A 24,619-nucleotide genomic window follows, 5' to 3' on the forward strand; every position below is an offset into this window, starting at 1 on the left:
ACCTGGAGGGCCGGATGTCCACCCACGACTTCGTCGCCGTCGGCCTCGGGCCGTACAACCTGGGGCTGGCCTGCCTCACCGCGCCGCTGCGGGAACTCGACGGTGTGTTCCTGGAGGCCCGCCCGGACGTCGACTGGCATCCCGGCATGCTGCTGCCCGGGGCCCGGTTGCAGACCCCGTTCCTGGCCGACCTGGTCACCCTGGCCGATCCGACGTCGCCGTTCTCGTTCCTCAACCACCTCAAGGAGGCCGGACGGCTCTACCCGTTCTACATCCGGGAGAACTTCCATCCCCTGCGCGGCGAGTACACCCGCTACTGCCGGTGGGCCGCGGCGAAGCTGCCCAACCTGCGGTTCGGCCAGGAGGTCACCGCCGTCGAACACGACGAGAGCGACGACCGGTACGTGGTACACGCCCGGCTCGGCACCGGCGAGACGGTCAGTTACCGGGCCCGGCACCTGGTGCTCGGCACCGGCACCCCGCCGCACCTGCCGCCGGCCTGCCACGGGCTGCCCGGCGACGCGATACACAACTCGACCTACCTGCAACACCGCGCCGCCCTGCGCCGCAAGCGCAGCATCACCGTCGTGGGCAGCGGGCAGAGCGCCGCGGAGATCTACCACGACCTGCTCGGTGACCTCGACACGTACGGCTACCAGCTCAACTGGGTCACCCGCTCGCCCCGGTTCTTCCCCCTGGAATACACCAAGCTCACCCTGGAGATGACCTCACCGGACTATGTGGACTACTTCCACGCCCTGCCCGAACCGACCCGCTACCGCCTGGAGTCCGAGCAGAAGGGGTTGTTCAAGGGGATCAGCGGCGACCTCGTCGACGGCATCTTCGACCTGCTCTACGAGCGCAGCGTGGCCGGCCCGTTGCCCACCCGGCTGCTCACCAACACCGAGCTGACCGGCGTCGGGTACGACGCGTCGAACGGCACGTACGCGCTGCGGCTGCGGCAGGTGGAGCAGGACCGGGACTTCGACCTGCGCACCGAGGGGCTGGTGCTGGCCACCGGCTACCGCTACCGCACCCCGGCGTTCCTCGACCCCGTCCGGCACCGGATCCGCTGGGACGCGCACGGCCGCTTCGACGTGGCCCGCAACTACAGCATCGACGTCACCGGCCGGGGCATCTTCCTGCAGAACGCCGGCACCCACACGCACAGCATCACCTCACCGGACCTGGGCATGGGCGCGTACCGCAACTCCTGGATCATCCGGGAACTGCTCGGTCGCGAGCACTACCCGATCGAGCCGAGCGTGACCTTCCAGGAGTTCGGCGTCCCGGCGGAGGCGGCGTCGTGACAGCTCCGACCGTCTTCGCCCGGACCGACGACCGGCTCGGCGAGTTCGCGGTGCGGATCCTCGACCCGGACGCGGACGCGGCCCTGCTGCACCGCTGGGTCACCCACCCGAAGGCCGTGTTCTGGCTCCTCCAGGACGCCGACGTGGCACGGGTGGCGCAGGAATATCGGCGGATCGCCGCGGATCCGCACCACGACGCCTTCCTCGGGACGTGGCGCGGCCGGCCCGCCTTCCTGGCCGAACGGTACGACCCGGCCCGCGTCGAGCTGGCCGGGTTGTACGACGCCCGCCCCGGCGACGTGGGCATGCACTTCCTGACCGCACCCACCGACACCCCCGCGCCGGGGTTCACCCGGGCGGTGCTCACCACCGTGCTGGCCTGGCTGTTCACCGACCCGGCGACCAGGCGGGTGGTGGTCGAACCGGACGTCCGTAACACCGCGGTCCACGCGCTGAACGCGGCCGTCGGCTTCGAGGTCGTCGGCGTCGTCAGCAAACCCGAGAAGGACGCCCTGTTGAGCATCTGCACCCACGCCCGCTTCCTGGCCGCCACTTCCGCCGGCGTGGGCGGCGCCGCCGGCCTCGGCCCGGAAGGAGCCCCGGCGTGACCGGCGCCGAGTCCGTCGCCCACCTCGACCCGGCGCTGTGGGACCGGGCCAACCGGCTGCTGGTCCGCAAGGCGCTCGCGGAGTTCGCGCACGAGCGGCTGATCGTTCCGCACCGGCTGGTCGACGCCGGGGAGCCGGCCCCACCCACCGGCGCCGCACCCGACGCTGGCCCCGGAGCCGACCCCGACGCGAAGACCGCGACCGAGCCCGGCCCGCCACCCGGTCCCGACCCCACCTGGTACGCGGTCCGCGGCGACGACGGGACGGTGACGTACCGGTTCTCCGCCCGGGTGCTGGCCCTGGACCACTGGCTGGTCGACGCCGACAGCATCACCCGGGAGCGTGCCGGCGTGTCCCTGCCGCTCGACGCGGTCGACCTGATCGTCGAGCTGCGCGCCACGCTCGGCCTCTCCGACCGGGTCCTCCCGGTCTACCTGGAGGAGATCACCTCCACCCTGGCCGGCATCGCGTACAAGCTGCGGCGACCGCCGGTGTCCGCCGCCGACCTCGCGGCGGCCGACTTCCAGACCATCGAGAGCGCGATGACCGAGGGCCATCCCTGCTTCGTGGCCAACAACGGCCGGCTCGGCTTCGGCATTGACGAATATCATCGGTACGCCCCGGAGGCCGCCCGCCCGGTCCGGCTGATCTGGCTGGCCGCGCACCGCGAGCACGCGGAGTTCAACTGCGCCACGGACCTCGACTACGCCACCCTGGTCCGCGGCGAACTCGGCCCGGACACCCTGGCCCGGTTCACCGACACCATGGCCGGGCTGGGCCTCGACCTCGCCGACCACGTGCTCATCCCGGTCCACCCGTGGCAGTGGGAGCACCGGCTGAGCGTCACCTTCGCCGGCGAGGTCGCCCGGCGCCGGCTGGTGTACCTGGGCCCCGGCCCCGACGAGTACCGCGCCCAGCAGTCGATCCGGACCTTCTTCAACCTGACCGAGCCGCGCCGGCACTACGTGAAGACCGCGCTGTCCGTGCTCAACATGGGTTTCCTGCGGGGCCTGTCGGCGGCGTACATGGCGGCCACCCCGGCCATCAACGACTGGCTCGCCGACCTGATCGCCACCGACGAGGTGTTCCGGGCCAGCCGGCTCACCGTCATCCGGGAACGGGCCGCGGTCGGCTACCGGCACCGGCAGTACGAGGGGGCCACCGACCGGTACTCCCCGTACCGGAAGATGCTCGCGGCGCTGTGGCGGGAGAGCCCGGTGCCCGGCCTGGAACCGGGCCGGCGGCTGGCCACCATGGCGTCGCTGCTGCACGTCGACCGCGACGGGGGCTCCCTCGCCGCGGCGCTGGTCGACCGGTCCGGGTTGCCGGCCCCGCAGTGGCTGCGCCGCTACCTGGACGCCTACCTGACCCCGCTGCTGCACGCCTTCTACGCCCACGACCTGGTGTTCATGCCACACGGCGAGAACGTCATCCTCGTCCTCGACGACCGGGACCGCGTCGAACGGGTGATCTTCAAGGACATCGCCGAGGAGATCGCCGTGCTGAGCCCGGACCGGCCGCTGCCGGCACCTGTCGAACGGATCCGGGCGGCCGTCCCTGCGCAGCTGCGGCTGCTGTCCCTGTTCACCGACGTGCTGGACTCCTTCCTGCGGCACCTCGCCGGTGTCCTGGTGGAGGCCGGGGCCCTCACCGAGGAGGCGTTCTGGCGCACGGTCGCGGACTGCGCCACCGCCTATTTCGCCGCCGTGCCACAGCTCGCCGACCGGGCCCGGCGGTACGACCTGTTCGGCGCGCGGTTCGAGCTGTCCTGCCTCAACCGGCTCCAACTGCGCGACAACCAGCAGATGGTGGACCTCACCGACCCGTCCGGCGCGCTGCAACTCGTCGGCACGCTGGCCAACCCGCTGGCGCCGTACGCTCCGGGCCGGTGAAGCGCCCGCGCGGGCGGTTCACCGGTGGGCGGTGCGCTCAGACCCGCCCCGGCTCCGGGACCCTGGCCGGCCCGGTCGGGGTCGCGCCCGGCGTCCGGCGTCCGGGCAGCCACCAGTTGGCCCGGCCGCACAGTTCCATCACCGCCGGTACGAGGACCATCCGGACCACGGTGGCGTCGACGAGTACGGCGACGGCCATGCCCAGACCGATCTGCTTGACCGAGACGTCCGGGCCGAGTAGGGCGGTCGTGAAGATGACGATCATGATGGCGGCGGCGGCCGTGATGACCTTGGCGGTCCCGGCCAGCCCGCGCGTGACGGCCGTGCGGGTGTCGCCGGTGCGCTCGTACTCCTCCCGGATCCGCGAGACCAGGAAGACCTCGTAGTCCATCGACAGGCCGAACAGCAGCGGGAACATCATCATCGGCACCCAGGTGGTGATCGGCATGTCGGTGGGGAAACCGAGGATCCGGCCGAGCCACCCCCACTGCACGACGGCGACCAGTACGCCGTAGGCGGCGCCGATCGACAGCAGGTTCAGCACGGCGGCCTGTAGGGCGATGACGACCGACCGGACCAGCACGACCAGCAGCACCAGGGACAGCGCGATGACGACCGCGATCATCAGGGGCAGCCGCGAACTGGTGTCCCGGGCGAAGTCGATCGCGCCGGCGTTCGGGCCGCCGACGTGGACCACCGCGCCACCGCTGGTCGCCGGCAGCACGTCGTCGCGCAGCGTGTGGACCAGGTCCACCGTCGCCTCATCCTGGTACCCGGTCGTCGGGAAGGCCATGAAGGTGACCGCCCGCCCGTCCGCGCTCACCCGGGGCCGCGTGACCCCGGCGATGCCCTCGGTCCGCCGGACCGCCTCGACGACGGGACCCGGATCGGGGTGCGCGGAGTCCACCTCGGCCGCGAAGATCAGCGGTGCACCGTAGCCGGGACCGAAGCCGGCCGAGAGGATCGCGTACGAGGTGTAACTGCTGCGGTCCCGGGGCTGGACACTGGCGTCGGGCAGGCTCAGCCGCATCGACAGCGCGGGAGCGGCCAGCACCAGCAGTCCGGTCCCGGCCAGGACCGCGGCGACCAGGGGCCGGCGCTGCACCACGGCGGCCCAGCGCTCGGCGGGGGTGTGGCGTTCCCGCGCCGGCACCCCGCCGGTCCGGCGGGCCGCGCGGCGGGGCAGCCGCAGCGCGTCGACCCGGCGGCCGACGAAGCCCAGGAAGGCCGGCAGCAGGGTGACCGCCGCGATCATCGTCATCAGCACGGTCACCGCCGCGCCGACGGCGACCCCGGCCATCATCCGCTGCCCCATGGCGATCAGGCCCAGCAGCGCGATCACGACGGTCGTACCGGCGAACAGCACCGCGCGACCGGCGGTGGTGATGGCCCGCACGGTGGCGGTCTCGGGATCGTCGCCGTTCCGCAGGCCGTCCCGGTAACGGGTCAGGATGAACAGCGCGTAGTCGATGCCGACCCCGAGCCCGATCAGGACGGCGACCAGCACCGTGAAGTCCGGCGCCGGAACGGCGTGCCCGACGAGCTTCATCAGGGCGATTCCGCCGAGCACCGCCAGCAGGCCGGTCACGATCGGCAGGCCCATCGCCACCAGCGACCCGAAGGCGATGAACAGCACCACCGCCGCGGCCAGCAGGCCCACCCCCTCGGCCGGCCCCTGCGGGGGTGTCTCGGCCTTCTCCGCCCGGGCCCCACCCAGCCCCAGCGTCACACCGTCACCGGAGGCGCCCCGGACCGTGTCCACCAGGGACTTCACGCTGGCCTTGTCGACGTCCTCCTCGGTCAGCGGGATCGTCGTGCGGGCGATCCGGCGGTCCTTCGTCACCAGCGCCGCGTCCTGGTACGGCGAGAGCACCGGCCCGGTGATGGCGGCGGCGTCCAGATCGGCGATGACCCGCTCGATCCTCCGCCGGGCGGCGGGGTCGTCGATGCCCCGATCGGCCCTGATCGCCAGGGTCAGCGTGTCACCCCGCGACTCGGGGAAGTGTCGCTCGATCAGGACCTGTGCCCTGGCGGAGTCGGACTGTCCGCTGGCGTACCCGTTGTCGGCGGCGGCGCCGTAACGGAAGCCGACGAACGCCAGGGCGAGCACGCCGACGACCCAGGTCAGCAGGACCAGCCGGCGGCGCCGATGACAGAACCGGGCCAGTCCCGCCAGAATCCCGTCCGTACGGGCGGTCTCGGTCGGCATCGTCTTCTCCTCGGTTGGTCGGGTACCCACCGCGGGCCGTCCAGGCGCCCGGCGGGCCGGTCGTGCTGGTGGGTTGGCTCGGTGCTGGTGGGTTGGTTCAGTGCCGTCGGCTGGCTCAGTGCTGGTGGGCGCTCATGCCTGGCGAGCCGCCGAACGGCGTCGTGACGCCGTCGTAGCGGAGCCGCAGCATCATTCCCTGGTGGGCGTGCGGCAGGTTGTGGCAGTGGTTCATCCAGATGCCGGGGTTGGTCGCGCGGAACGCGACCTCCCACCGCTCACCCGGCCGGACGTCGAAGGTGTCCACCCACAGTGGACTGCCGGTCGACGGTGTCCCGTCCCGGGACAGCACCAGCACGGGATGGCCGTGCAGATGCCACGGGTGCGTCTCCAGGCTCCGGTTGACCACGGTGAACCGGACCAGGTCGCCCTCGGCGACCAGCTGGTCGGGGATACCGGGATGGCCCCGGCCGTTGACGGTCTGCGCGTACGCCGGCCGGCCGTCCACCATGGCCACCCCGCGGTCGAGGACCATGGTGAAGTGCCGGTCCGGGGCGCTGGTGGCGAAGGGTACGGCGGCCGGGGTCCCGTACCGCAGCAGGTCGAGTTCCGGCCGGCCGGAGGTGTCGGGGACGCGTGCCGGGCCGGACGTGCCGGCACCGTCGGACGTGCCGGCACCCGGGGACAGCCGCAGTCCGCCGGCCCGATCGTCGTCGACCAGGAGCGCCACGGCGGCGTCCGGCATCCGGAACACCAGGTCGAACCGCCCACCGGCCGGCAGCCGCAGCCCGACGTCGCTGACCTCGGCCGGCCCGTTGAGGTCCCGCCCGTCGACGGCCGCCACCCGGAACGGCGTACCGACCAGGACGATCCGGTGCGGGTCCGGGTCGGTGTTGACCAGCCGCAGTCGCACCGGCGTACCGGCGGTCACGGGCTGTTCGGTCGGCAGGTCGCTGCCGCCGAGCACGACGGTGCCGTCGAAGGTGTGCACCGGCAGGACCAGGTCCAGGTCCTCCCCGTCGGCCTCCCGTCCGGCGCGCGGCCGGACCACGAGGGTTCCGTACAGTCCCCTGCGGACACCGAGGTGGGAGGCGTGATGGGTGTGGTACCAGTAGGTACCCACCTGGTCGGCGCGGAACCGGTAACCGAAGTCCGTACCGGGTTCCACGGTCGGTTGGGTCACCTCCGGCGCGCCGTCCTCGCCGCACGGTACGTCGTAGCCGTGCCAGTGCAGGGTCACCCCGCCCGCGATGTCGGTGTTGCGCAGCCGTACGTCGATCAGGTCACCCTGGGTCGCGGTGATCACCGGACCCGGGAGTTCGCCGTCGTAGGTCCAGGCGTCGACCCGCCGGCCGGACGGCAGCCGTACGGTGGCCTTCCGCGCGGTGAGCACGTGCCGCCGCACCGCGCCGCCCGGTGCCGGTGAGTCGGGGCCCCGCAGGTCGGCCACCGACACGGCCGCCCGGGACGGATGGTGCGGGCCGCCTCCCGTGCTGACCGGTTCAGCGGCCCGGAACGACAGCCCGGTGCCGGCACCGGCCGTGGTCAGCACGACCGCGCCACCGGCCCAGCCGAGGAGCCGGCGGCGGGCAACCCCGCGCCCGTCCGCCGGCTCCGGCTGTGCTGAGGGGGCGTGCTCGCCTCCGCCCAACCCCGGCTCCGGCTGCGCTCGCTGGGCTGCGGGGGCGTGCTCGCCTCCGCCCAACCCCGGCTCCGGCTCCGGCTCCGGCTCCGGCTGCGTGCGGGGGGAGGGGACGGGGGTGAGGGTCCGGGCGGTCAGCAGCGCGCCGGCGCCCACCAGCGCGATCGTGATCAGCGCCGGGCCGGCGGTGAGCGGATATCCGGCCAGGAAGGTCACCACCAGACCGGCCAGCGCCGCGTACGCCGCGGTGAGCACCGAGACTTGGGCGCCCACCGTTACGCCGGCGTCCGCCGCCACCGCGCCGTCGCCCCGCCGTGCCGCGTCGGGTGTCCGCCGTGCCGCGAGCAGTCGTGGTCCGGCCAGCAGCACGGCGGCGGCACCGGTGACGCCCAGCATCGGTAACCCCAGGAGCACCTTCTCCTGCGCGAACCACCAGCCCTGGCTCGCCAGGACCGCCACGGTGGCCACCCGGACCAGCGTCACGAGCACCGCCGCGACGAGGAGCGCGAGCGCCGACCGGACGCGCCGGAGCGTCAGGCTGACGCCGGCCGCGAACCACGTGACGACGCACAGCAGCGCGACGAGATGGTCCAGGATGATCCACCGGCCGGTGGTCATCGCGCGGGCCGGGTGGGGGCGGTGGACCCGGATCCGGCCGGCCTGGCCCGCAGCCCGGCCTGTCGGGTGATCATCCCGGCGGCGGCCAGGATCGCCAGACCGTTGACCGCGTGCAGGCCGAAGACGAGCCGGCCGGCGGTGGTGCTGCCGGCGGAGCCGTCCAGCGCCGTGGCGATGGCCCGGATCACGCTCTGCGCCACCGCGAGCCCGGCGACCAGGCCGCTCATTCCGATGATCCGTCCAGGCATCCGGGCTGTCGCGGCGACGATGGTCAACAGGACCGCCAGCAGGACGATCCCGGCGCCCAGCAGGCGGTGCGGTTGGAAGGACTCGTCCCGGGGCGCCGTGTCGAAGGCTCCACTGGCGGCCAGGAAGAACTGCGCGACGACGGCCAGCAGTTGCAGGGCCGCCAGGCCGGCGAAGAATCTACGCATGGCGCGCTCCCCGAGGTGGATGAGGGTGATCGGTCACGCCGCTGATCATCGCGTCGGTGCCGTCGTCGTGGCCTCGGGCAACGGATGGCGGCGGCTACGCAGTTGGGCGTAGCCGGTCCGGTTCCGACTACGCCGCTCGGCGTAGCGGGTCGCGCGTCTGGGCGGAGCATCGCCAGGGTGCGGGGACAGTAGGCTCACCGCATGAAACGCCGCGCGGGGTCGTCCGCACTGCGTGGGGCGACGCTGGATGTGCTGCTCGCGCTCTTCGTCACCACGATGCAGGTGCAGGGCACGTTGGCCCGGGCCGGCGGTGAGGTGGCCCCGCGCCCGCTCACCGACCTCGGAAACCTCGGTTTCGCACTGCTGGTGGTCAGCGGTCTGGTGCTGATCGTCCGTCGTCGGTGGCCGGTGGCGGTGTTCGGCACCGCCGCGCTCGCCAGCCTGCTCTACTTTGGTCTCGACTTTCCGGACGGGCCCGGTTGGCTCGGGCTGTTCGTCGCGCTCTACACGGTCACCGCCTACGGTGACGGGCGCCGCTCACTGGTGATCGCCAGCGTGGGCACCACGGTGCTCACCGTGGGGTGGCTGGTCGCGGCGGCCGACATCGAACCACGCGCCGCCATCGGCTGGGTCTTCTTCCGCATCGGCGACACGGTGATGAGCGCCGCGCTGGGCGAGTCCGTCCGGTCGCGGCGGGTCATCGCGGCCGAGGCCCAGGAGCGCGCGGAACTGGCCGAACGGACCCGCGAGGACGAGGCGCGGGCAAGGGTCGACGCCGAGCGGTTGCGGATCGCCCGCGAGGTCCACGACACCGTCGCGCATGCGATCGCGATCATAAACGTGCAGGCCGGGGTCACCGCGCACGTGCTCGACAAGCGACCGGAGCAGGCCCGCGCGGCGTTGCGGGCCATCGAGCAGACCAGTTCCCGGGCGCTGCGGGAGATGCGGGCCATCCTCGGGGTGCTCCGGGACGACAACGACGGCCGGGCGCCGCATCCCGGCCTGGAGCAGATCGATGAGCTCACCGCCAAGGCCCGGGACGCCGGACTGGACGTCACGCTCGAGACGACCCCTCCGGTGACGCCGTTGCCGAGCGCGGTGGGCGGCGCCGCGTACCGGATTCTCCAGGAGTCGATCACCAATGTGATCCGGCACGCCGGTCCGACCCGGGTGAGAGTCGCGCTGAACCCGGGCGTCGACGTCCTGGAGATCCGGGTGACCGACGAGGGCCGGCGTACCGGCCCCGGTGCCGCCGGTGGGTCGCCCGGCGCCGGCTCCGCCGGTGGGTCGCCCGGCGCCGGCTCCGCCGGTGGGTCGTTCGGTGTCGGCTCCGCCGGTGGGTCGCCCGGTGTCGGCTCGGCCGGTGGGCCGGCCGGCGACGGCACGGGCGAATCGAGCAGAAGCGGCCGAGGGATCCCCGGGATGCGCGAGCGCTGTCAGCTGCTCGGCGGGGAGTTGGACGCCGGGCCGACCCCGGACGGCGGGTTCGAGGTCACCGCCCGGCTGCCGCTGGTACCGGTCGGGTCGCGCCGGTGAACCCCGCAGCGGTGGACGCCCCCGCCGCGATCAGGGTGCTGCTCGCCGACGACGAGGGGCTGGTCCGATCCGGCTTCAAACTCCTGCTCGACGTCGAGGACGACATTGTCGTGGTCGCGGAGGCGACCAACGGGGTCGAGGCCGTCGAGGCCGCCCGGACCACCCGGCCCGACGTCGTCCTGATGGACATCCGGATGCCGAAACTGGACGGCATCCAGGCCACCACCCGGATCACCGAGATGCGCGGGCTGGAACGGGTCCGGATCCTCATCCTCACCACGTACGACACCGACGACCACGTCTTCGAGGCGTTGCGGGCCGGCGCCAGCGGCTTCCTGCTCAAGGACGCCGGGCCGGCCGAACTGCTGCACGCCATCCGGGTGGTCGCCGCCGGCGAGGCCCTGCTGGCGCCCCGGATCACCCGCCGGCTCATCGGCCAGTTCACCGCGCGGCGCTCGGCCGCCAGCGCCGCTCAGGACCGGCTCGCGGTGCTCACCGACCGCGAGCGGGAGGTGCTGGCCCTGGTGGGCCGGGGCCTGAGCAACGACGAGATCGGTGCCGAGTTGTTCCTCAGCCCGGCGACCGCGCGTACCCATGTCAGCCACGCGATGGCCAAGCTGCGCGCACGCGACCGCGCGCAGCTGGTGGTCATCGCGTACCAGACGGGTCTCGTCAGCCCCGACGGCTGACCGCGCGGCCGCGCCGGGCCGCACCGTCAACCGGCGAACGCCTCCTTCGCGTACGCCTCAAGCGTGCGCGGCGGGTTGCCGGTGAGCTGCCGGACGTCGTCGGTGACCGTCGTGAACGCGCCGGCCCGGATCAGCTCGAACAGGTACATCATGTGCTCGACCCAGGCGTCGGGGCGGCCGGATCTGGCGAAGTGCGCCCGGTGCTCGGCGGGGTTCGCGTCGACGTGCCGGATGGGCCGGCCGGCGGCGTCACCCAGCACCGCCGCCACCTCGCCGAAGGTCACCGCCGCCGGACCGGTGAGGGTGTAACCACGCCCGTGGTGCCCGTCCTGGGTCAGTACGGCGACGGCGGCGTCGGCGACGTCCCGGACGTCGACGAAGCTGACCGCCCGCTCGCCGCTGCCCGCGTACAAGGCGTTGTCCTCGCGGATCGCCCTGGCGTACACGGCGTCGTCCTCGTCGAAGTTCTGCAACAGCCAGTTCGGCCGCAGGATGGTCCACTCCACTCCGGAGTTCCGCACCGCCAGCTCCACGGCGTGCCGCGGCGCGTCGGTCGGTGACCTGTCGACGCCCATCGCCGACATCAGCACCACCCGCCGGACGCGCGGGGCCGAGGCGATCAGCCGGGCGATGATCCGGCTGGCCCTCTCGTCGCTGTCCAGCCCCTTGACGAAGAGCGTGTCGGCGTCGCCCAGCGCGCCGGACCAGGTCGTCGGGTCGTACCAGTCGAACCGCACCGGCGTCACGCCGTGGGACGGCGTACCGGGGTGGCGACTGGCCGCGCGCACCGGGATCCCGGCGTCCGCCAGCGCCGCCACCACCCGTCGGCCCGCCTTGCCCGTGGCGCCCTCCACCCAGACCGTCATCTCGTTCCCCCACTTCCTCGGTGTTGTCTGACTGCCACGCTAGGCGGGACCGCCGAGACGGATAATGGCTGAAACGCGCGTGTCATTGTCCCGGCGTCTCGTCGCCCGGTTGCTCGTCGGCCCGGTGTCTCGGCGACGAGGACGAGCTACCGTGGCCCGGTGGACGTACTCGCGGATGTCCTGACGGCCCTGCGGATCGGGACTCCCGTCGCGGCGCACACCGAGGCGTACGCGCCCTGGGGGCTGCGCTTCGAGCACATCACGGGCGCCGCGTTCCACGTGGTCCTCCAGGGATCGTGTTGGTTGACCGCGCTGCCCGGCGGCGCGGAGTTCGAATCCGTGCCGCTCGGTGCCGGCGACGTGGTGCTGCTCGGGCGCGGTGCCACCCACGCCATCGTCTCGACCCCGGGAGTTCCCCTCGTCGACTTCGCGCCGGAGCGCGGCTCGGAGTCCGCGTCGTTCGGTCGGATGGTCGTACCGGGGGCGGGCGCTCGGTCGACGATCGTGTGTGGCGCGTACCGGCTGCACCGGCACCGCCCGCACCCGTTGCTGCGGGACCTGCCGGAGGTGATGCACCTGCCGGCGCTGCCCGGCCGGCACCGGGGCCTGCGCGCGATGGTCGAACTCCTCGCGGACGAGTTGGAGGTCCAGCCCCCGGGCGCGACCACCGTCACGCCGTCGCTGGTCGACGCCCTGCTGGTGTACATGCTGCGCGCCTGGCTGGCCCATCCGGGCAACGCGGACGGGTGGTCGGCGGCGCTTGCCGATCCGGTGACCGCGCGAGCGTTGGCCGCGATCCATGCCGAACCCGCCCGGGCATGGACGGTCGAGCAACTGGCCGGCACGGCCGGGCTGTCCCGGGCCGCGTTCGCCCGCCGGTTCGGGGCCCTGGTCGGCGAGCCGCCGCTGGCCTATCTCACCCGCTGGCGGATGACCACCGCGGCGCGGCTGCTCCGGCAGACCGACAAGACCCTGGACCAGTTGGCCGCCGCCGTCGGCTACGGCTCGGCGTTCGCCTTCGCCAAGGCCTTCCGACGCGAGTACGCCACCACCCCGGGTGGTTACCGCAGCGCGAGCCGCGCGGGTCTGACCGACACCACGGCCGCCGGTCCGGCGGACTGACGGACCACGGGTCCGTTCCGCCGGTTCCGAAAGCTTCGAGACCGACCACGGGTACGACCGCCAATCCGCCTGCCCCGCGCACCCCCCGGTTGTGAGGTGCGGATCGCGGCCGTGGATCACTCCGACGCTTCGCCGTGGGCGGTCCGGCCGTTCCCGTCCGCCGTCTCGACCCGGAACGTGGGATACCGCGCCGCGATCGCCGCGAACTCGGTCAGCGGCGCGCGCCGGTCGACCGGTACGTGCGGTCGGGCCCCGGGGACGGTCGCCAGGTAACGCTTGAGGATCGGTGCACGCTCGTCGACCGGTACCTCGACCAGGCGGCAGAGCCGGGCGCGTCCGTGCCGGATGGTCACCAGGCCGTCGGCCGCGCGAACGTTGCGGACCCAGTTGCAACTCTCGCCCAGCATCGGCACCAGGTACCAGTGGCCGCGCCAGTCCGCCATGCCCAGTGGGAACCGGGTCAGCCGCCCGGTGCGGCGTCCGGCGACCTCCAGTGTCACCCAACGCCGGGGGAGCAGGCCGGCGCCGAACACGGCCGCCCACACCCGGGCGAACCGGCGGGCCGCCGCGTTACCGCGACCTCCCGCGTACATCGCCCGCAGGGTGTCCTCGGACAACGGCCAGCTCCCCAACTTCGCCATCGCGGGTGCCCCCTCAGGTCGTACCGGTCCGCTCCGGTTCCAGCGTTCGCGACATCGAGCGGGAAAGGCAGGGTCCAAGGTCCCGATGCCCCGACCCTTCGTCGCGTGGGGACGGCGGAGCAGGGTGTCCTGGTCAACACGATGTCGGCGAAGTTGGGGGGTCCGCAGCGCCAGGACTCCCCAACTTCGCCGACATCGTGTTGAGCTGTCTGCGGCCGCGTTGGCCGCTCGCTGTGCTGACCTAGCGGTTCAGTGCGGTCAGCACGGCGGTGGCCATGCCCTGCTCGCCGGCGGCGTTCGGGTGGAACGGGGCGGCGGAGTTCTGCGGGATCAGCCCTTCGACCCACCGGGTCCCGCTGCTCTTGCAGGCGTCGTGGCCGATCGACGGGGCGTAGACGTCGACGTAGCTGGCGTTGTTCGCCGCCGCCGTGCTGGCCAGCATCGCGTTCAGCGACTTCTCCACGCCGCGCAGGTACGGCACGTCCTGGTAGGCGATCGGCACCGCCGGCCAGCAGCCGGAACCGCTGTCCGGCAGGAGCGCCGGGTAGCCGACCACCGCGACCCGGGCGCCCGGAGCGGCGGTGTGGACCGCCCGCAGCACGGTGGCCACCTTCGGCGCGGTGGCGTCGATCCGGGCCTGGAGCTGATCGGTGCCGCCGGCGGTGTACCTGCTCTTGCACGGCGATCCCAGCGGGCTGCTCAGACTGTCCTGGGCGCAGGTGGTCATGATGCTGGAGAAGCCGATGTCGTTGCCCCCGATCTGCACGGTCACCAGCGCGGTGTCCGAACTGACCGCGCTGAGCTGCGCCGGCACCGGCCGACCCAGCTCGCCGCTGCCGCTGTTCAGGATGTCCCCGGTGGTGGCACCGGAACAGCTCACGTCGGCGAACGACGAGGAGCCGGCGGACGCGGCGACCAGGGACGGGAAGTTGCGGTTGGAGCGCAGGCAGTTCAGGTCGACCTGCGCGGGGATCAGCGGGCCGGCGGTGTAGGAGTCGCCCAGCGACACGTACCGTCCGGCGGGTACGGCGGCACTGGCGGGCTGGGCGACGGCGAGGAGCAGTCCGGCGGTGGCCGCGGCGAACGCGACCACCCGGACGACCCTCTGGTGAAGCGGCAGGCGGGGACGGATCATGGCGCCTCCCAGGGCGGGATCATGGGGTGCCGTGATTCTGTCCGCGAGAAAGTTGATGGTCAATATTTACGAGCATGTTTCATGAACCGAGCCAGATCAGCCGTCGGACTCCGCCGACGGCAGGTAGGCGCCGGGCACGTCCTCCGGGGCGAAGATCTCGGTCTCGCCGGGGTACGGCCTGGTCCATCCGGACGTCTCGTACCAGGTGAAGTGGTTCATCTGGGCGGGGCTGGCCGAGTCGGCCCTGGCGTCGGGCCCGCTCAGCCGCTGCTGCGACTTCCAGCTCTCCCACTTCGCGGCGGTCTCCCGCTGGTCCGCCGGTACCGCCGCCGACGACGCGGAGGAGGCCAGGGGATGGCCCGAAGCGGGGGAGTCCAGGCCGCACGCGGGCGGGGTCTTCAGGCCCGCGGTCAGCGCGGTCTGGTTGGGCAGCGCGGTGAACGGCGTGGGGTCCGGACGTCCGGTGAACGCGCCGCGCATCGGAGTGGCCGCGCTGTCCTTCTGGTTCATCGGGTGGATCCCGAGGATCTGCTCGATCGTGCGGATCACGGTGATCTGCGAGTAGTAGCGGTTGTCCACGACGCCGTGCCGGGCCCACGGGCTGATGATCTGGATCGGCGCACGGTGGCCGTCGACGTGGTCGAGACCGGCCTGGGAGTCGTCCTCGACGACGAAGATCGCCGAGTCCTTCCAGTAGCGGCTGTGCGAGATGGTGTCCACCAGCCTGCCCACCGCGAGGTCGTTGTCCGCGACCTGGGCGGCCGAGTTCGGCGGACCACCGGTGTGGTCGCTGGAGAACCAGAACATGTTCAGGTTCGCCGGACCGTTCTTCGCGAAGTCACGCTTCCAGATCTCGTACCGGTAGATGTCCGGGACAGCGGTGTCGAACTTCGGGAAGGCGGGTACCGACACGGAGTTGAGGGACGGGATCGGCGACGACGACAGCATGGGATAGGCGCTGTCCTGCCCGGTCGCGGCCATGTTCCGGGTGTCGCAGTACAGGTTCTGCCAGGTCGCGTCGGCGGGCTTGGTCAGGAACTGCTGGAACTCGCCGAAGTTCCGGACGGACTTCCCGGTCGCCTGCGCGCCGGTCCAGAGGAATCCGGTCCGCTGGTGACCGAGGGCGTCGTCCTCGGTGTCGTAGCTGCGGATGTACTCACCGGCCGAGGACTCGGTGTACTCCGGGTCGTCGGCCTGCATCAGCCAGTTGTGTCCCTCGGCGGAGTTCGTGCCGATGTCGTACGTGTTGTCGTACAGCCCGAACTGCCGGGCCAGCGCGTGCTGGTTCGGCGTCACGGTCTCGCCGAACTGGGCCAGCGCCGGGTCGCCGTTGCCGCGCGGGTCGTCACCGAACAGCTGGTCGTAGGTCCGGTTCTCCTTGACCACCAGGAAGACGTGTTTGATCGTCGAGGGATCGCCGAGCCGCGCGGGGACCGGTACCGGCGTCGCGTGCCCCCGGCCGTCGGCGCGCGCCGCCGCGCCGCCGCGCCAGCCGTTCTGGTTGAAGACCGTGCCGGTCTGGGCCCTGATGGCCCGATCGTTCGGCAGCTTGAAGCGCAGCAGGCTCGACGTCGTGTCGTGGGTACCGTGGCCGGCGCTGGTGGTGGGACGGCGGGCGTCGATGCCCCGGGTGTTGGAGACCAGCACCTCGCCGCCGACGGTGGCGACCTGGGCGGGGAAGTAGTCCGTCGGAAGCAGCCCCACGTAGCTGACCGGTTCCCGTGGGGCGGTGTACCGGTAGACGGCCACCGCGTTCGCCCGGCCGAGCGTCACCAGCAGGTGGCCGTCGTCGGTGAGCGTCACGGCGTCGGGCTGGTAGCCCACCGACGCCTCCGGCCAGGGCTGGGTGGCGATGGTCTGCACGACGGTGTCGCTCACCGGGTCGATGACGGACACGTCGTTCGTGGCCGTGTTGGTGACGAACAGCGTCCCCTTCGCGGCGTACAGGGCGGTCGGGTGCAGTCCGACGTCGATGCTGGTGACCGCGGCGTCCGGGTTGGCCAGGTCGATGACGCTGACCGTGCCGGTGCTGGTGGCGGCGGTCACGGGGTCGGCCGGCACCTGGGTGTCGTACGAGTTGATCGTGGTGTCGCCGGGCCTCGCCAGCCGCCCACCCTCGTTGCTGACGTACAGCTTTCCGCCGAGCATGGCCAGGTCACGGGGGGCGACGCCCACCGCCCAACTCCGCTGCACGGAACCGGTCGCCCCGTCGATGGCGACCACCCGGTTCTGGCCGTTGACCGCCGCGTACACCGTGGAGCCGTCGGGCGAGAACGCCGTCCCGGACACCAGTGCGCGCCTGGTGCCGTCCGCCGGGATCGGGACGACCGTCGGGTTGGCGAGCGTGCCGTCCGGGTTGACGGTGAACCTGCGGTAGCCGTCGGCCTGGCCCAGCCAGAGCTGCGAACCGTCGGGGGAGTACGTGGGGCCCTCCTGGCCCACGTCGTTGCCGCTGATCCGCAGATCCGCGGCGGCGTTGTTGCCGACCAGCTGCTGCACCCGCCAGTTCCGCAGGTCCACGATCGCCAGCGCCATCCCACCGTCGGCGAGCGAGGCCGCGACGTGGCTGTCGTCCGGGCTGACCGAGGACGACATGATCTTGCCGTTGTTGATGACCAGCCGTTCGCCGACGGGCTTGACGTACTGATCGTCGGACACCACCAGACCCCGGTCGGTGACCTGTCCCACCTGGTCGGTCCCGAACTGGCGGGTCTGGGCGAAACCGGCGCTGGTGCTGGCGATGACGGCAGCGACCGTGCCAACCGCCACCGGGGGCAGCCAGCGGCCGAAGCGCGGGCCGAAGACGCCGGAACGGCCGCCCCCGACTCGCCGATGGCGGGTTACCTGCATGGAGTCATTCCTCCGAATTGGTCGGAAGCAGCCCGACGGTGCCGTCGAACTGCCAGAGTGGATTCGGCGCGTCCCCGGTCGGGGTCCGCACCAGGAAGTAGCCGTTCACTTCCTTGGGCCCGTCACCATCGGCCACGAACCGCCCGTCCGCGGTGACGTCGAGCTGGTAGATGGCCGTTCCCGCGGCCTCGACGTCGGGCAGCCGCCAGGAGACCACGCAGCGCCAGTCGTTGCCCGGCCCGCGGGGGGCGAGCTTGCCGCCGCCCTTCTCGCACGTCGCCGTCGCGCTCAGCCGCGCCTCGGTGACGTCGGGGCGGTTCAGCTGCCGGGCCTGGACGCGGTAGAGGTGGGCGAACGCGGTGGCGACCGAGCGCTGCACCCTGTCCCGTCCGATCCCGGTGTTCCCGCCCCCGGTCGTCGGGCCCAGCACGGCGACCGTCAGCGCGAGCAGCCCGACGAGGGGCAGCAGCCCGCCGGTGACGGCGCGGCGTCCCGAGCCGTCGTGGGCCGGATCGGTGAAGTCGCGCCGCAGGAAGAGCCGGTAGGCCAGCGCGGTCGCGGTTCCGGCCCACGCCAGGCTGACCAGGACGCCGATCAGGAGCGGACCGAGCTGCGCCGGGTCGGTGAACAGGCCGTTCCAGGCGATGAAGGCGTAGCCGGGCAGGGCCAGCCGGAGGGGGACGGGCAGTGGCAGCAACTGGACGAGCTGCGTCGCGAGCGCGGCCAGCGCGGGCAGCAGCAGTCCCATCGGGGACCGCCCGAGCGCGACGGAACCGAGCAGCCCGATCGCGGCGAGGGCCAGGGTCGGGGCGAGCACGCAGATCCAGGCAAGGGCGACCCTGTCGGCGGCGTCCGCCGGTGCCAGCAGGTGACCGTCGAGGCCGATCAGCGGCTGGTCGCCGACCGCCAGGACCCCGCCGGCCGTACCGGAACAGGCCAGCCCGGCCACCAGCAGGAGGATGACGGTGAGGCTGGCCAGCGCCTTCGCCGCGAAGATCCGGCGGGGTGACCGGACCGCCACGAGCAGGTGGCGCCAGGTGCCGAGCCGGTCCTCGGCGGCGAACACGTCGCCGGCGACCACCGAGGTGAGCAGCGGCAACGCCCAGGTACCCGCGAAACCGAGCACCACCAGCGGACCGGCCCAGCCGGTGGCGTGCATCCAGCGACCGAACAGGGTGTCGACGGGCAGCGAACTCTGCTGGCTCACCGCCGCGACGAAGAGCGCCGGTGCGGTCCAGCAGGCGAGGACCAGCAGCCTGATCCGCCACTGCGAGACCAGCTTGACCAGCTCGAACCGGTAGCCGCGGGCCAGCCGGGCACCTCGGGGCGCCCGGCTTCCGCCGGCCTGGTCGGTCGCGCTGAGCGCGGTCATCGGGTGGCCTCCCGCTGTTCGGTGAGGGCGAGGAACGCGGCCTCGAGTGGCGACACCACGGGGGCGAGTTCACGTACGGCGATGCCCGCGTGTACCAGCCGCACCACCAGCTCGTCGATCGCCGGGACCCGCGCCCGCGTCACGAGCACCTCGGCCTCGTGCCGGGTCGCGGCGTCGTCCACCAACCGGATCCCTGAGATGTCGGTGGCCAGCTGGCGGGCGGCCCGAGGGTCGGAGGTGCGCAGCCGGTAGTCGAGTGCGCGGTCCGTGGCGGCCAGCTTGGCCAACGGGCCCGAGAAGACCACCCGCCCGGTGGCGAGGATGGTGACCTCGGAGCACAGTGCCGCCAGGTCGTCCATGCGGTGGCTGGAGAGCACGATGCTGGTTCCGTCCGCCGCGAGTCGGTTGAGGACTCCGTGGACGTGTCGCTTGCCGGCCGGGTCGAGGCCGTTGCACGGTTCGTCGAGGACCAGCAGCCGGGGTCTGCTGAGCATCGCGGCGGCGAGTCCGAGCCGCTGGCGCATGCCGAGCGAGAAGCCTCGGGCCCGGTCGTCGGCGACGTCGGTCAGCCCGACCTGATCGAGCACGTCGCCGATCTCGGCGGTTCCCGTGTCGCCACCGCGCAGCGCGGCCAGTGCCGCGAGATTCTGCCGGGCGGTGAGCGAGGGGTAGAGACCAGGCCCGTCCACGAAGCCGGCGACCCCGTCGGGCGCGGTGAGTGCCCGCCGGATCGGCACCCCCAGGATCTCGATCCGACCGCTGTCGGCGGCGGCCAGCCCGAGCAGGAGACCGAGCAGGGTCGTCTTGCCGGCGCCGTTCGGCCCGACCAGGCCGTGGATCCGCCCACCCGGCACATCCAGATCGATGCTGTCGAGGGCGACGACATCGCCGAAGCACCTGGTGATTCCGCGGGCCCGGACTGCGAGGGGGGTGACCATGTGTCCCTTTCTTCGTGGCAGTCACGAACCTAGGGACGGAACCCGAAGCGGGTGGCGGCAACCGGTTGAACCTTCGACGAACGGGAAGCGACCGGCGTTCGGCGCCGGCGGACCGAAGGCCGGTGGCTTGCCACTGGCGGCGCCGACCGTGGCCACCTATGGTCTATAGATCGGCATCGCTCTATCAAGTGGCAGGTAGATTCCATGAACGGACCGGGTCCGTCCCGCTCACGCCCGCGTCGACCGCACCGGAGGGCCGCCCTCGGCCTGGCGGTCGCCGCGCTGGCCGTCGTCGCCACGGCCTCGGCCCCGGTCGTCGCCAACGCGGCCTCGACGCCGGCCGCCGGCACCGCCGCGCCGGTCATCGCGTACGCCTACCCGTACCAGGATCCCGCGCGCTCCGTGCCGGATCGGGTGGCGGACCTGTTGAGCCGGATGAGCCTGGACGACAAGGTCGGGCAGATGACCCAGGCCGAGCGGGCGGTCGTGACCACCTCGGACGTCACGAGGTACCGGATCGGGTCGGTCCTGTCCGGCGGCGGGTCCGCACCGTCGCCGAACACCCCCACCGGCTGGGCGGACATGTACGACAACTTCCAGCGCGCCGTCCTCGCGGCCCCGCTGGGCATCCCGATGATCTACGGCGTGGACGCCGTGCACGGCAACAACAACGTGTACGGCTCGACCATCTTCCCGCACAACATCGGGCTCGGCGCGACCCGCGATCCGGCCCTGGCGCAGCGGATCGGCCGGGCCACCGCCGAGGAGGTGACCGGCGCCGGTCTGGACTGGACGTTCGCCCCGTGTCTGTGCGTGGCCCGCAACGACCGGTGGGGCCGCACGTACGAGTCGTTCGGTGAGACGCCCGACCTGGTCTCCTCGATGACGACGGTCGTGACCGGGCTCCAGGGCCCGACTCTCGGCTCGGCCGCGTCGGTGCTGGCCACCGCCAAGCACTACATCGGGGACGGCGGCACCAACGGCGGCCGGGACCAGGGGGACACCCAGATCAGCGAACAGGAGTTGCGGGCGATCCACCTGCCGCCGTTCAAGGCGGCCGTCGACCGTGGCGTCGGCTCGATCATGGTGTCCTACAGCAGTTGGAACGGCGTCAAGATGCACGGCAACCGCTACCTGATCACCGACGTCCTCAAGGGTGAGCTGGGCTTCTCGGGTTTCGTCGTCTCGGACTGGGCCGCCATCGACCAGCTCGACGGCGCCTCCGGGTTCACGCAGCAGGAGGTCACCACCGCGATCAACGCCGGCCTCGACATGATCATGGTCCCGAACGGCTACCAGACGTTCATCGGCTACCTCAGGTCCGCGGCGCAGTCCGGGGCGATCCCCATGTCCCGGATCGACGACGCGGTCCGGCGCATCCTGACGAAGAAGTTCGAGCTGGGCCTGTTCGAGCACCCGTTCGCCGACCGCTCCTACACCTCGGGCGTGGGTAGCCAGGCCCACCGGGACCTCGCGCGGCAGGCCGTCCGCGAGTCGCAGGTCCTGCTGAAGAACGCCGGTGGCATCCTGCCGCTGTCCACCACCGGCGGCAAGATCTTCGTGGCCGGCAAGAACGCCGACGACCTGGGAAACCAGAGCGGTGGCTGGACGATCTCCTGGCAGGGCGCCTCCGGCGGCACCGTGCCCGGCACCTCGGTCCTGCGGGGCATCCGCGACGCCGTCGGCGGCGGGTCGACCGTGACCTACAGCAGGGACGGGTCGGGAATCGACGGATCCTACCGGGTGGCCATCGCGGTGGTCGGCGAGACGCCGTACGCCGAGGGCCAGGGTGACCGGACCGGCTCGCTGGGCCTGGACGCCACGGACCTCGCCACGCTGCAACGGCTCACCGCCTCCGGCGTACCGGTGGTCACGGTTCTGGTTTCGGGCCGGCCGCTGGACATCGCCGCGCAGCTACCCGACTGGCGTGCGCTGGTCGCGTCCTGGCTGCCCGGCAGCGAGGGCGGCGGCGTCGCCGACGTGCTGTTCGGCGCGTACCGTCCCACCGGGAAACTCCCGATGACCTGGCCGGCGAGCGCGAGCCAGGAACCGGTCAACGACGGTGACGGCCGGACCGGGCTGTTCCCGTACGGGTACGGGCTGACCTACGACACGGCGTCCCCGACGCCGACTCCCACGTCCGGACCGACTCCCACGTCCGGACCGACGCCCACCGCCAGCCCGACGTCCGGGCCGACCCCGACCCCGACCGGAAGCCCGTCGGCCAGCCCGACGCCGACCGCGACCCCCACCGGGGCGCCTCCTGGCTGGCGTTGTGCGGTGACCTACCGGGTGACCAGCCAGTGGGCCGGCGGGTTCGTCGGTGATGTCGGCGTCTCGGTCAGCGGCGGCACCGTCGACGGCTGGGCTCTCACCTTCACGCTGCCGAGCGGACAGCAGATCACCAATGCGTGGAACGCCACCGTGACTCAGAGCGGGACCCAGGTCAGCGCCCGGGATGTCGGCTGGAACGGCCATCTTGGCAGTGCCACCTGGGGCTTCCAGGCGACGACCACCGGGTCGACCGCCCCGCCCAGCGGGTTCACGGTCAACGGCACACCCTGCTCGACCGCCTGATTCACGATGACGCCCGGACCCCACGATGGTGTCCGACCGTCGCCCGGCGCGGGGGCTACTCCGCGCCGGGTACCTGGTCCTTGATGTCGTCGTAGCCGGCGCTGCCGGGTGCCGCGGTCGGTGCGTAGATCACCCGGATCGTCCCGGTCGGGAACACCTCGCTGGCCGTCACCCGCAGGTGGTACGGCACGTCGCCGTCGTCGAACAGCCGGCGACCCTTACGTGCCGCCACCGGGTGGACCAGCAGCCGCAGTTCGTCGACCAGCCCCGCGGCGAGTAGCTGCTGCACCACGGAGATCGATCCGGGGATCAGGATGCCGCGGACGCCGGGATCGGCCTTGAGCGCGGTGACGGCGTCGACGAGGTCGCCCTCGAGCAGCTCGGAGTTGCGCCAGGAGAACTCCAACGGTTGGCGCGAGACGACCACCTTGCGGACGTCCCCGAGTTGCTTGGCGAACGGCGCGTCCTCCCCGCCCGCGGCCTCGCGGTCGGGCCAGGCGCCGGCGAAACTGTCATAGGTTTCGCGGCCGATGAGCAGCAGGTCGGCGGTGTCGTAGTCCTCGGTGACGGCGCGACCCATGTTCTCGTCGAAGTATGGGAAGTGCCAACCGGGATCGATCTCGGCCACACCGTCGGCCGAGATGAACAGGGTGGAGATGACCTTCGCCATCGCGGTGGTCCCTTCGAGTTCGTTGATGTTGGAACCGGACCGGCGCAGCATTTCAAATTTCTCCGCCGGCCACCGACCCAGTTGGACGTAATGATCGACGGCTTCGGGCCCGCCGGGTGCCCCGGCACACCGGTCAGCAGGGCTCCGGTGTGCTTATCCCATTCAACCTATCCAGAAAATTGGATATCGTGCGGATGACCTGGCCGCCCATCGATTTCCCGGGAGAACCCGTGTCCAGGATGCGCTGCCGCGCCGTGCGCGTGGGGTCCGGTCAGCGGGACGGGTCGTGGTGATGGGACACCTGCTGGACAATCCCGCGCACGCCTCGCTGACCGGCCCCCACGCGCACTTCGCCGAGCGTCGGGGCAACGCGCTGCGCTACCCGGTCGGGGTCGCGCCGTTCCTCGCGCTGCCCGCCGGGGCCGGCCCGCGCGACTGGGCGGACGCGGCCGCGCTGGTGGGGCCCGGCGGGCCGGTCCTGCTGGCCGGCCTGTGGACGTCTCCGCCGCCGGGATGGGAGATCGCCATGAGTGCCGCCGGGGTGCAGTTGGTGGACGACGGCGTGGTGGCGGTGCCGGACCCGGACGCTGTCCGGCTGGGCCCGATGGACGTGCCGGAGATGCTCGACCTGGTCGCCCGCGCCAAACCCGGCCCGTTCCTGTCGCGCACCATCGAGATGGGCACCTATCTGGGTATCCGCCGGGGCGGGCGCCTGGTGGCGATGGCGGGGGAGCGGCTGCACCCGCCCGGCTGGACCGAGATCAGCGCGGTCTGCACCGATCCGGGCCACCGGGGTCAGGGCCTGGCCGGCCGCCTGGTCCGGGCCGTGGCCGCGGGCATCCGGTCGCGCGGCGAGACGCCGTTCCTGCACGCCCTGACCGACAACGTCGCGGCGATCCAGGTGTACGTCTCGATCGGGTTCCGGGTGCGCCGCGAGGTGATGTTCGAGTCGGTCCGGGCGCCGGCCGATCCGCGCGTGACCCGCGGGTGACCTCGACGAGCCCCTGCTCCGCGCCACCGGCCGGGCGGTCACGGCCGAGGTCAGGAGATCGCGGCCCGCACCAGCTCGGCGACCCGCTTCTCCACCGCGGGCGTCCACTCCTGGAGCGCGTACGCCACCGGCCAGAGGTCCCCGTCGTCGAGGTTGGCCGCGTCCTGGAAGCCCAGCGTCGAGTACCGGTAGTTGAACTTGCCCGAGTCCTGGAAGAAGAGGACGATCTTGCCGTCCGCGTTCGTGTACGCGGGCATCCCGTACCAGGTCTTCGCCGACAGCTCCGGGGCGGTGGTGGTCACCGTCACGTGTACGCGCTCGGCGAGCGCCCGATCCTCCGGGGCCATCTCGGCCATCCGGTCCAGGACCGCCTGGAGCCCGTCGGCCTTCTTGGCGCCCTTCTTTCCCTCGGCCCGCAACTCGGCGGCCCGTTCCTTCATCGCGGCGCGCTCCTCGGCGCTGAAGCCGTCGGATTCGGTCCTGGCGTTCTTCTCAGACATGTCGCGGACTCCCCTTCGAGTT

General features: G+C 72.3%; 19 protein-coding genes. 8 read left to right on the top strand and 11 right to left on the bottom strand.

All coding sequences use genetic code 11. From position 1 onward, the window contains the following. The first annotated feature begins 14 nt into the window (after positions 1–14). From ACXN5W_RS15005 to ACXN5W_RS15015, 3 genes are read left to right on the top strand one after another with little or no spacing between them, the layout of a single operon-like run. Complete coding sequence (locus ACXN5W_RS15005; RefSeq protein ID WP_473158912.1) at positions 15–1,310, top strand: lysine N(6)-hydroxylase/L-ornithine N(5)-oxygenase family protein; 1,296 nt, start codon at positions 15–17, stop codon at positions 1,308–1,310. Beyond that, a complete protein-coding gene (locus ACXN5W_RS15010) occupies positions 1,307–1,918 on the top strand; it encodes a GNAT family N-acetyltransferase (protein WP_473158885.1) in 612 nt (203 codons plus the stop codon). Before ACXN5W_RS15005 ends, ACXN5W_RS15010 begins: the two co-directional genes overlap by 4 nt. After that, entirely contained in the window at positions 1,915–3,810 is a 1,896-nt protein-coding gene (locus ACXN5W_RS15015; protein WP_473158886.1) for an IucA/IucC family protein, read from the top strand. The genes ACXN5W_RS15010 and ACXN5W_RS15015 overlap by 4 nt, the downstream gene beginning before the upstream one ends. 37 nt (positions 3,811–3,847) lie before the next feature. Here ACXN5W_RS15015 and ACXN5W_RS15020 read toward each other — a convergent pair whose 3' ends face one another. The 3 genes from ACXN5W_RS15020 to ACXN5W_RS15030 all read right to left on the bottom strand — a co-directional run bounded on the left by ACXN5W_RS15020 (position 3,848) and on the right by ACXN5W_RS15030 (position 8,710). Then, on the bottom strand, positions 3,848–6,019 hold the full coding sequence (locus ACXN5W_RS15020; protein WP_473158887.1) for an MMPL family transporter: 2,172 nt from the start codon (positions 6,017–6,019) through the stop codon (positions 3,848–3,850). 115 nt (positions 6,020–6,134) lie between these two features. Then, entirely contained in the window at positions 6,135–8,276 is a 2,142-nt protein-coding gene (locus ACXN5W_RS15025; protein WP_473158888.1) for a multicopper oxidase family protein, read from the bottom strand. Continuing rightward, the gene (locus ACXN5W_RS15030; RefSeq protein ID WP_473158889.1) at positions 8,273–8,710 is read right to left on the bottom strand and encodes a DUF6220 domain-containing protein; all 438 of its coding nucleotides are present in this window, start codon (positions 8,708–8,710) and stop codon (positions 8,273–8,275) included. Before ACXN5W_RS15030 ends, ACXN5W_RS15025 begins: the two co-directional genes overlap by 4 nt. Positions 8,711–8,911: 201 nt before the next feature. On the opposite strand from ACXN5W_RS15030, the gene ACXN5W_RS15035 reads away from it, so the two are divergent. Both ACXN5W_RS15035 and ACXN5W_RS15040 read left to right on the top strand, forming a co-directional pair. After that, the gene (locus ACXN5W_RS15035; protein ID WP_473158890.1) at positions 8,912–10,246 is read left to right on the top strand and encodes a sensor histidine kinase; all 1,335 of its coding nucleotides are present in this window, start codon (positions 8,912–8,914) and stop codon (positions 10,244–10,246) included. Further along, positions 10,243–10,935: a response regulator transcription factor gene (locus ACXN5W_RS15040; RefSeq protein ID WP_473158891.1), complete on the top strand. Its 693-nt coding sequence runs from the start codon at positions 10,243–10,245 to the stop codon at positions 10,933–10,935. Before ACXN5W_RS15035 ends, ACXN5W_RS15040 begins: the two co-directional genes overlap by 4 nt. Before the next feature lie 26 nt (positions 10,936–10,961). On the opposite strand, the gene ACXN5W_RS15045 is transcribed toward ACXN5W_RS15040, so the two are convergent. Further along, positions 10,962–11,801, bottom strand: a complete 840-nt coding sequence (locus tag ACXN5W_RS15045) for an NAD(P)H-binding protein (RefSeq protein ID WP_473158892.1) — start codon at positions 11,799–11,801, stop codon at positions 10,962–10,964. A 159-nt stretch (positions 11,802–11,960) separates the two neighbouring features. On the opposite strand from ACXN5W_RS15045, the gene ACXN5W_RS15050 reads away from it, so the two are divergent. Next, on the top strand, positions 11,961–12,923 hold the full coding sequence (locus ACXN5W_RS15050) for an AraC family transcriptional regulator (protein ID WP_473158893.1): 963 nt from the start codon (positions 11,961–11,963) through the stop codon (positions 12,921–12,923). A gap of 116 nt (positions 12,924–13,039) precedes the next feature. Here the strand turns inward: ACXN5W_RS15050 and ACXN5W_RS15055 are convergent, their stop codons facing one another. The 5 genes from ACXN5W_RS15055 to ACXN5W_RS15075 form a co-directional block, all read right to left on the bottom strand. Beyond that, complete coding sequence (locus ACXN5W_RS15055) at positions 13,040–13,540, bottom strand: nitroreductase/quinone reductase family protein (RefSeq protein ID WP_473158894.1); 501 nt, start codon at positions 13,538–13,540, stop codon at positions 13,040–13,042. Positions 13,541–13,805: 265 nt separating this feature from the next. Beyond that, positions 13,806–14,699: an SGNH/GDSL hydrolase family protein gene (locus tag ACXN5W_RS15060; protein WP_473158895.1), complete on the bottom strand. Its 894-nt coding sequence runs from the start codon at positions 14,697–14,699 to the stop codon at positions 13,806–13,808. A 96-nt stretch (positions 14,700–14,795) separates the two neighbouring features. Continuing rightward, entirely contained in the window at positions 14,796–17,468 is a 2,673-nt protein-coding gene (locus ACXN5W_RS15065; RefSeq protein ID WP_473158896.1) for a bifunctional YncE family protein/alkaline phosphatase family protein, read from the bottom strand. An 85-nt stretch (positions 17,469–17,553) separates the two neighbouring features. Then, the gene (locus ACXN5W_RS15070; RefSeq protein ID WP_473158897.1) at positions 17,554–18,921 is read right to left on the bottom strand and encodes an ABC transporter permease; all 1,368 of its coding nucleotides are present in this window, start codon (positions 18,919–18,921) and stop codon (positions 17,554–17,556) included. Next, on the bottom strand, positions 18,918–19,859 hold the full coding sequence (locus ACXN5W_RS15075) for an ABC transporter ATP-binding protein (protein ID WP_473158898.1): 942 nt from the start codon (positions 19,857–19,859) through the stop codon (positions 18,918–18,920). Before ACXN5W_RS15075 ends, ACXN5W_RS15070 begins: the two co-directional genes overlap by 4 nt. 204 nt (positions 19,860–20,063) lie before the next feature. Between ACXN5W_RS15075 and ACXN5W_RS15080 the strand changes: the two genes are divergently transcribed. Next, on the top strand, positions 20,064–22,436 hold the full coding sequence (locus tag ACXN5W_RS15080) for a glycoside hydrolase family 3 N-terminal domain-containing protein (RefSeq protein WP_473158899.1): 2,373 nt from the start codon (positions 20,064–20,066) through the stop codon (positions 22,434–22,436). Between the two features lie 55 nt (positions 22,437–22,491). Here the strand turns inward: ACXN5W_RS15080 and ACXN5W_RS15085 are convergent, their stop codons facing one another. Continuing rightward, on the bottom strand, positions 22,492–23,106 hold the full coding sequence (locus ACXN5W_RS15085; protein WP_473158913.1) for a dihydrofolate reductase family protein: 615 nt from the start codon (positions 23,104–23,106) through the stop codon (positions 22,492–22,494). Positions 23,107–23,398: 292 nt separating this feature from the next. Here ACXN5W_RS15085 and ACXN5W_RS15090 point away from each other — a divergent pair, with 292 nt between their 5' ends. Continuing rightward, positions 23,399–24,097 carry a GNAT family N-acetyltransferase gene (locus ACXN5W_RS15090; protein ID WP_473158914.1) on the top strand — a complete coding sequence of 233 codons (699 nt, stop codon included), beginning with the start codon at positions 23,399–23,401 and terminating at the stop codon, positions 24,095–24,097. A gap of 50 nt (positions 24,098–24,147) precedes the next feature. Here ACXN5W_RS15090 and ACXN5W_RS15095 read toward each other — a convergent pair whose 3' ends face one another. Further along, positions 24,148–24,597: an iron chaperone gene (locus ACXN5W_RS15095; RefSeq protein ID WP_473158900.1), complete on the bottom strand. Its 450-nt coding sequence runs from the start codon at positions 24,595–24,597 to the stop codon at positions 24,148–24,150. Positions 24,598–24,619 lie beyond the last annotated feature (22 nt).

Source organism: Plantactinospora sp. A48, from assembly GCF_055793945.1.

Excerpts from the sequence above, each read along its gene's own strand:
- ACXN5W_RS15005 (WP_473158912.1), top strand. The coding sequence starts at position 15 with ATGTCCACCCACGACTTCGTCGCCGTCGGCCTCGGGCCGTACAACCTG.
- ACXN5W_RS15020 (WP_473158887.1), bottom strand. The coding sequence starts at position 6,019 with ATGCCGACCGAGACCGCCCGTACGGACGGGATTCTGGCGGGACTGGCC.
- ACXN5W_RS15025 (WP_473158888.1), bottom strand. The coding sequence starts at position 8,276 with ATGACCACCGGCCGGTGGATCATCCTGGACCATCTCGTCGCGCTGCTG.
- ACXN5W_RS15030 (WP_473158889.1), bottom strand. The coding sequence starts at position 8,710 with ATGCGTAGATTCTTCGCCGGCCTGGCGGCCCTGCAACTGCTGGCCGTC.
- ACXN5W_RS15035 (WP_473158890.1), top strand. The coding sequence starts at position 8,912 with ATGAAACGCCGCGCGGGGTCGTCCGCACTGCGTGGGGCGACGCTGGAT.
- ACXN5W_RS15045 (WP_473158892.1), bottom strand. The coding sequence starts at position 11,801 with ATGACGGTCTGGGTGGAGGGCGCCACGGGCAAGGCGGGCCGACGGGTG.
- ACXN5W_RS15060 (WP_473158895.1), bottom strand. The coding sequence starts at position 14,699 with ATGATCCGTCCCCGCCTGCCGCTTCACCAGAGGGTCGTCCGGGTGGTC.
- ACXN5W_RS15070 (WP_473158897.1), bottom strand. The coding sequence starts at position 18,921 with ATGACCGCGCTCAGCGCGACCGACCAGGCCGGCGGAAGCCGGGCGCCC.
- ACXN5W_RS15075 (WP_473158898.1), bottom strand. The coding sequence starts at position 19,859 with ATGGTCACCCCCCTCGCAGTCCGGGCCCGCGGAATCACCAGGTGCTTC.
- ACXN5W_RS15080 (WP_473158899.1), top strand. The coding sequence starts at position 20,064 with ATGAACGGACCGGGTCCGTCCCGCTCACGCCCGCGTCGACCGCACCGG.
- ACXN5W_RS15085 (WP_473158913.1), bottom strand. The coding sequence starts at position 23,106 with ATGGCGAAGGTCATCTCCACCCTGTTCATCTCGGCCGACGGTGTGGCC.
- ACXN5W_RS15090 (WP_473158914.1), top strand. The coding sequence starts at position 23,399 with ATGGGACACCTGCTGGACAATCCCGCGCACGCCTCGCTGACCGGCCCC.
- ACXN5W_RS15095 (WP_473158900.1), bottom strand. The coding sequence starts at position 24,597 with ATGTCTGAGAAGAACGCCAGGACCGAATCCGACGGCTTCAGCGCCGAG.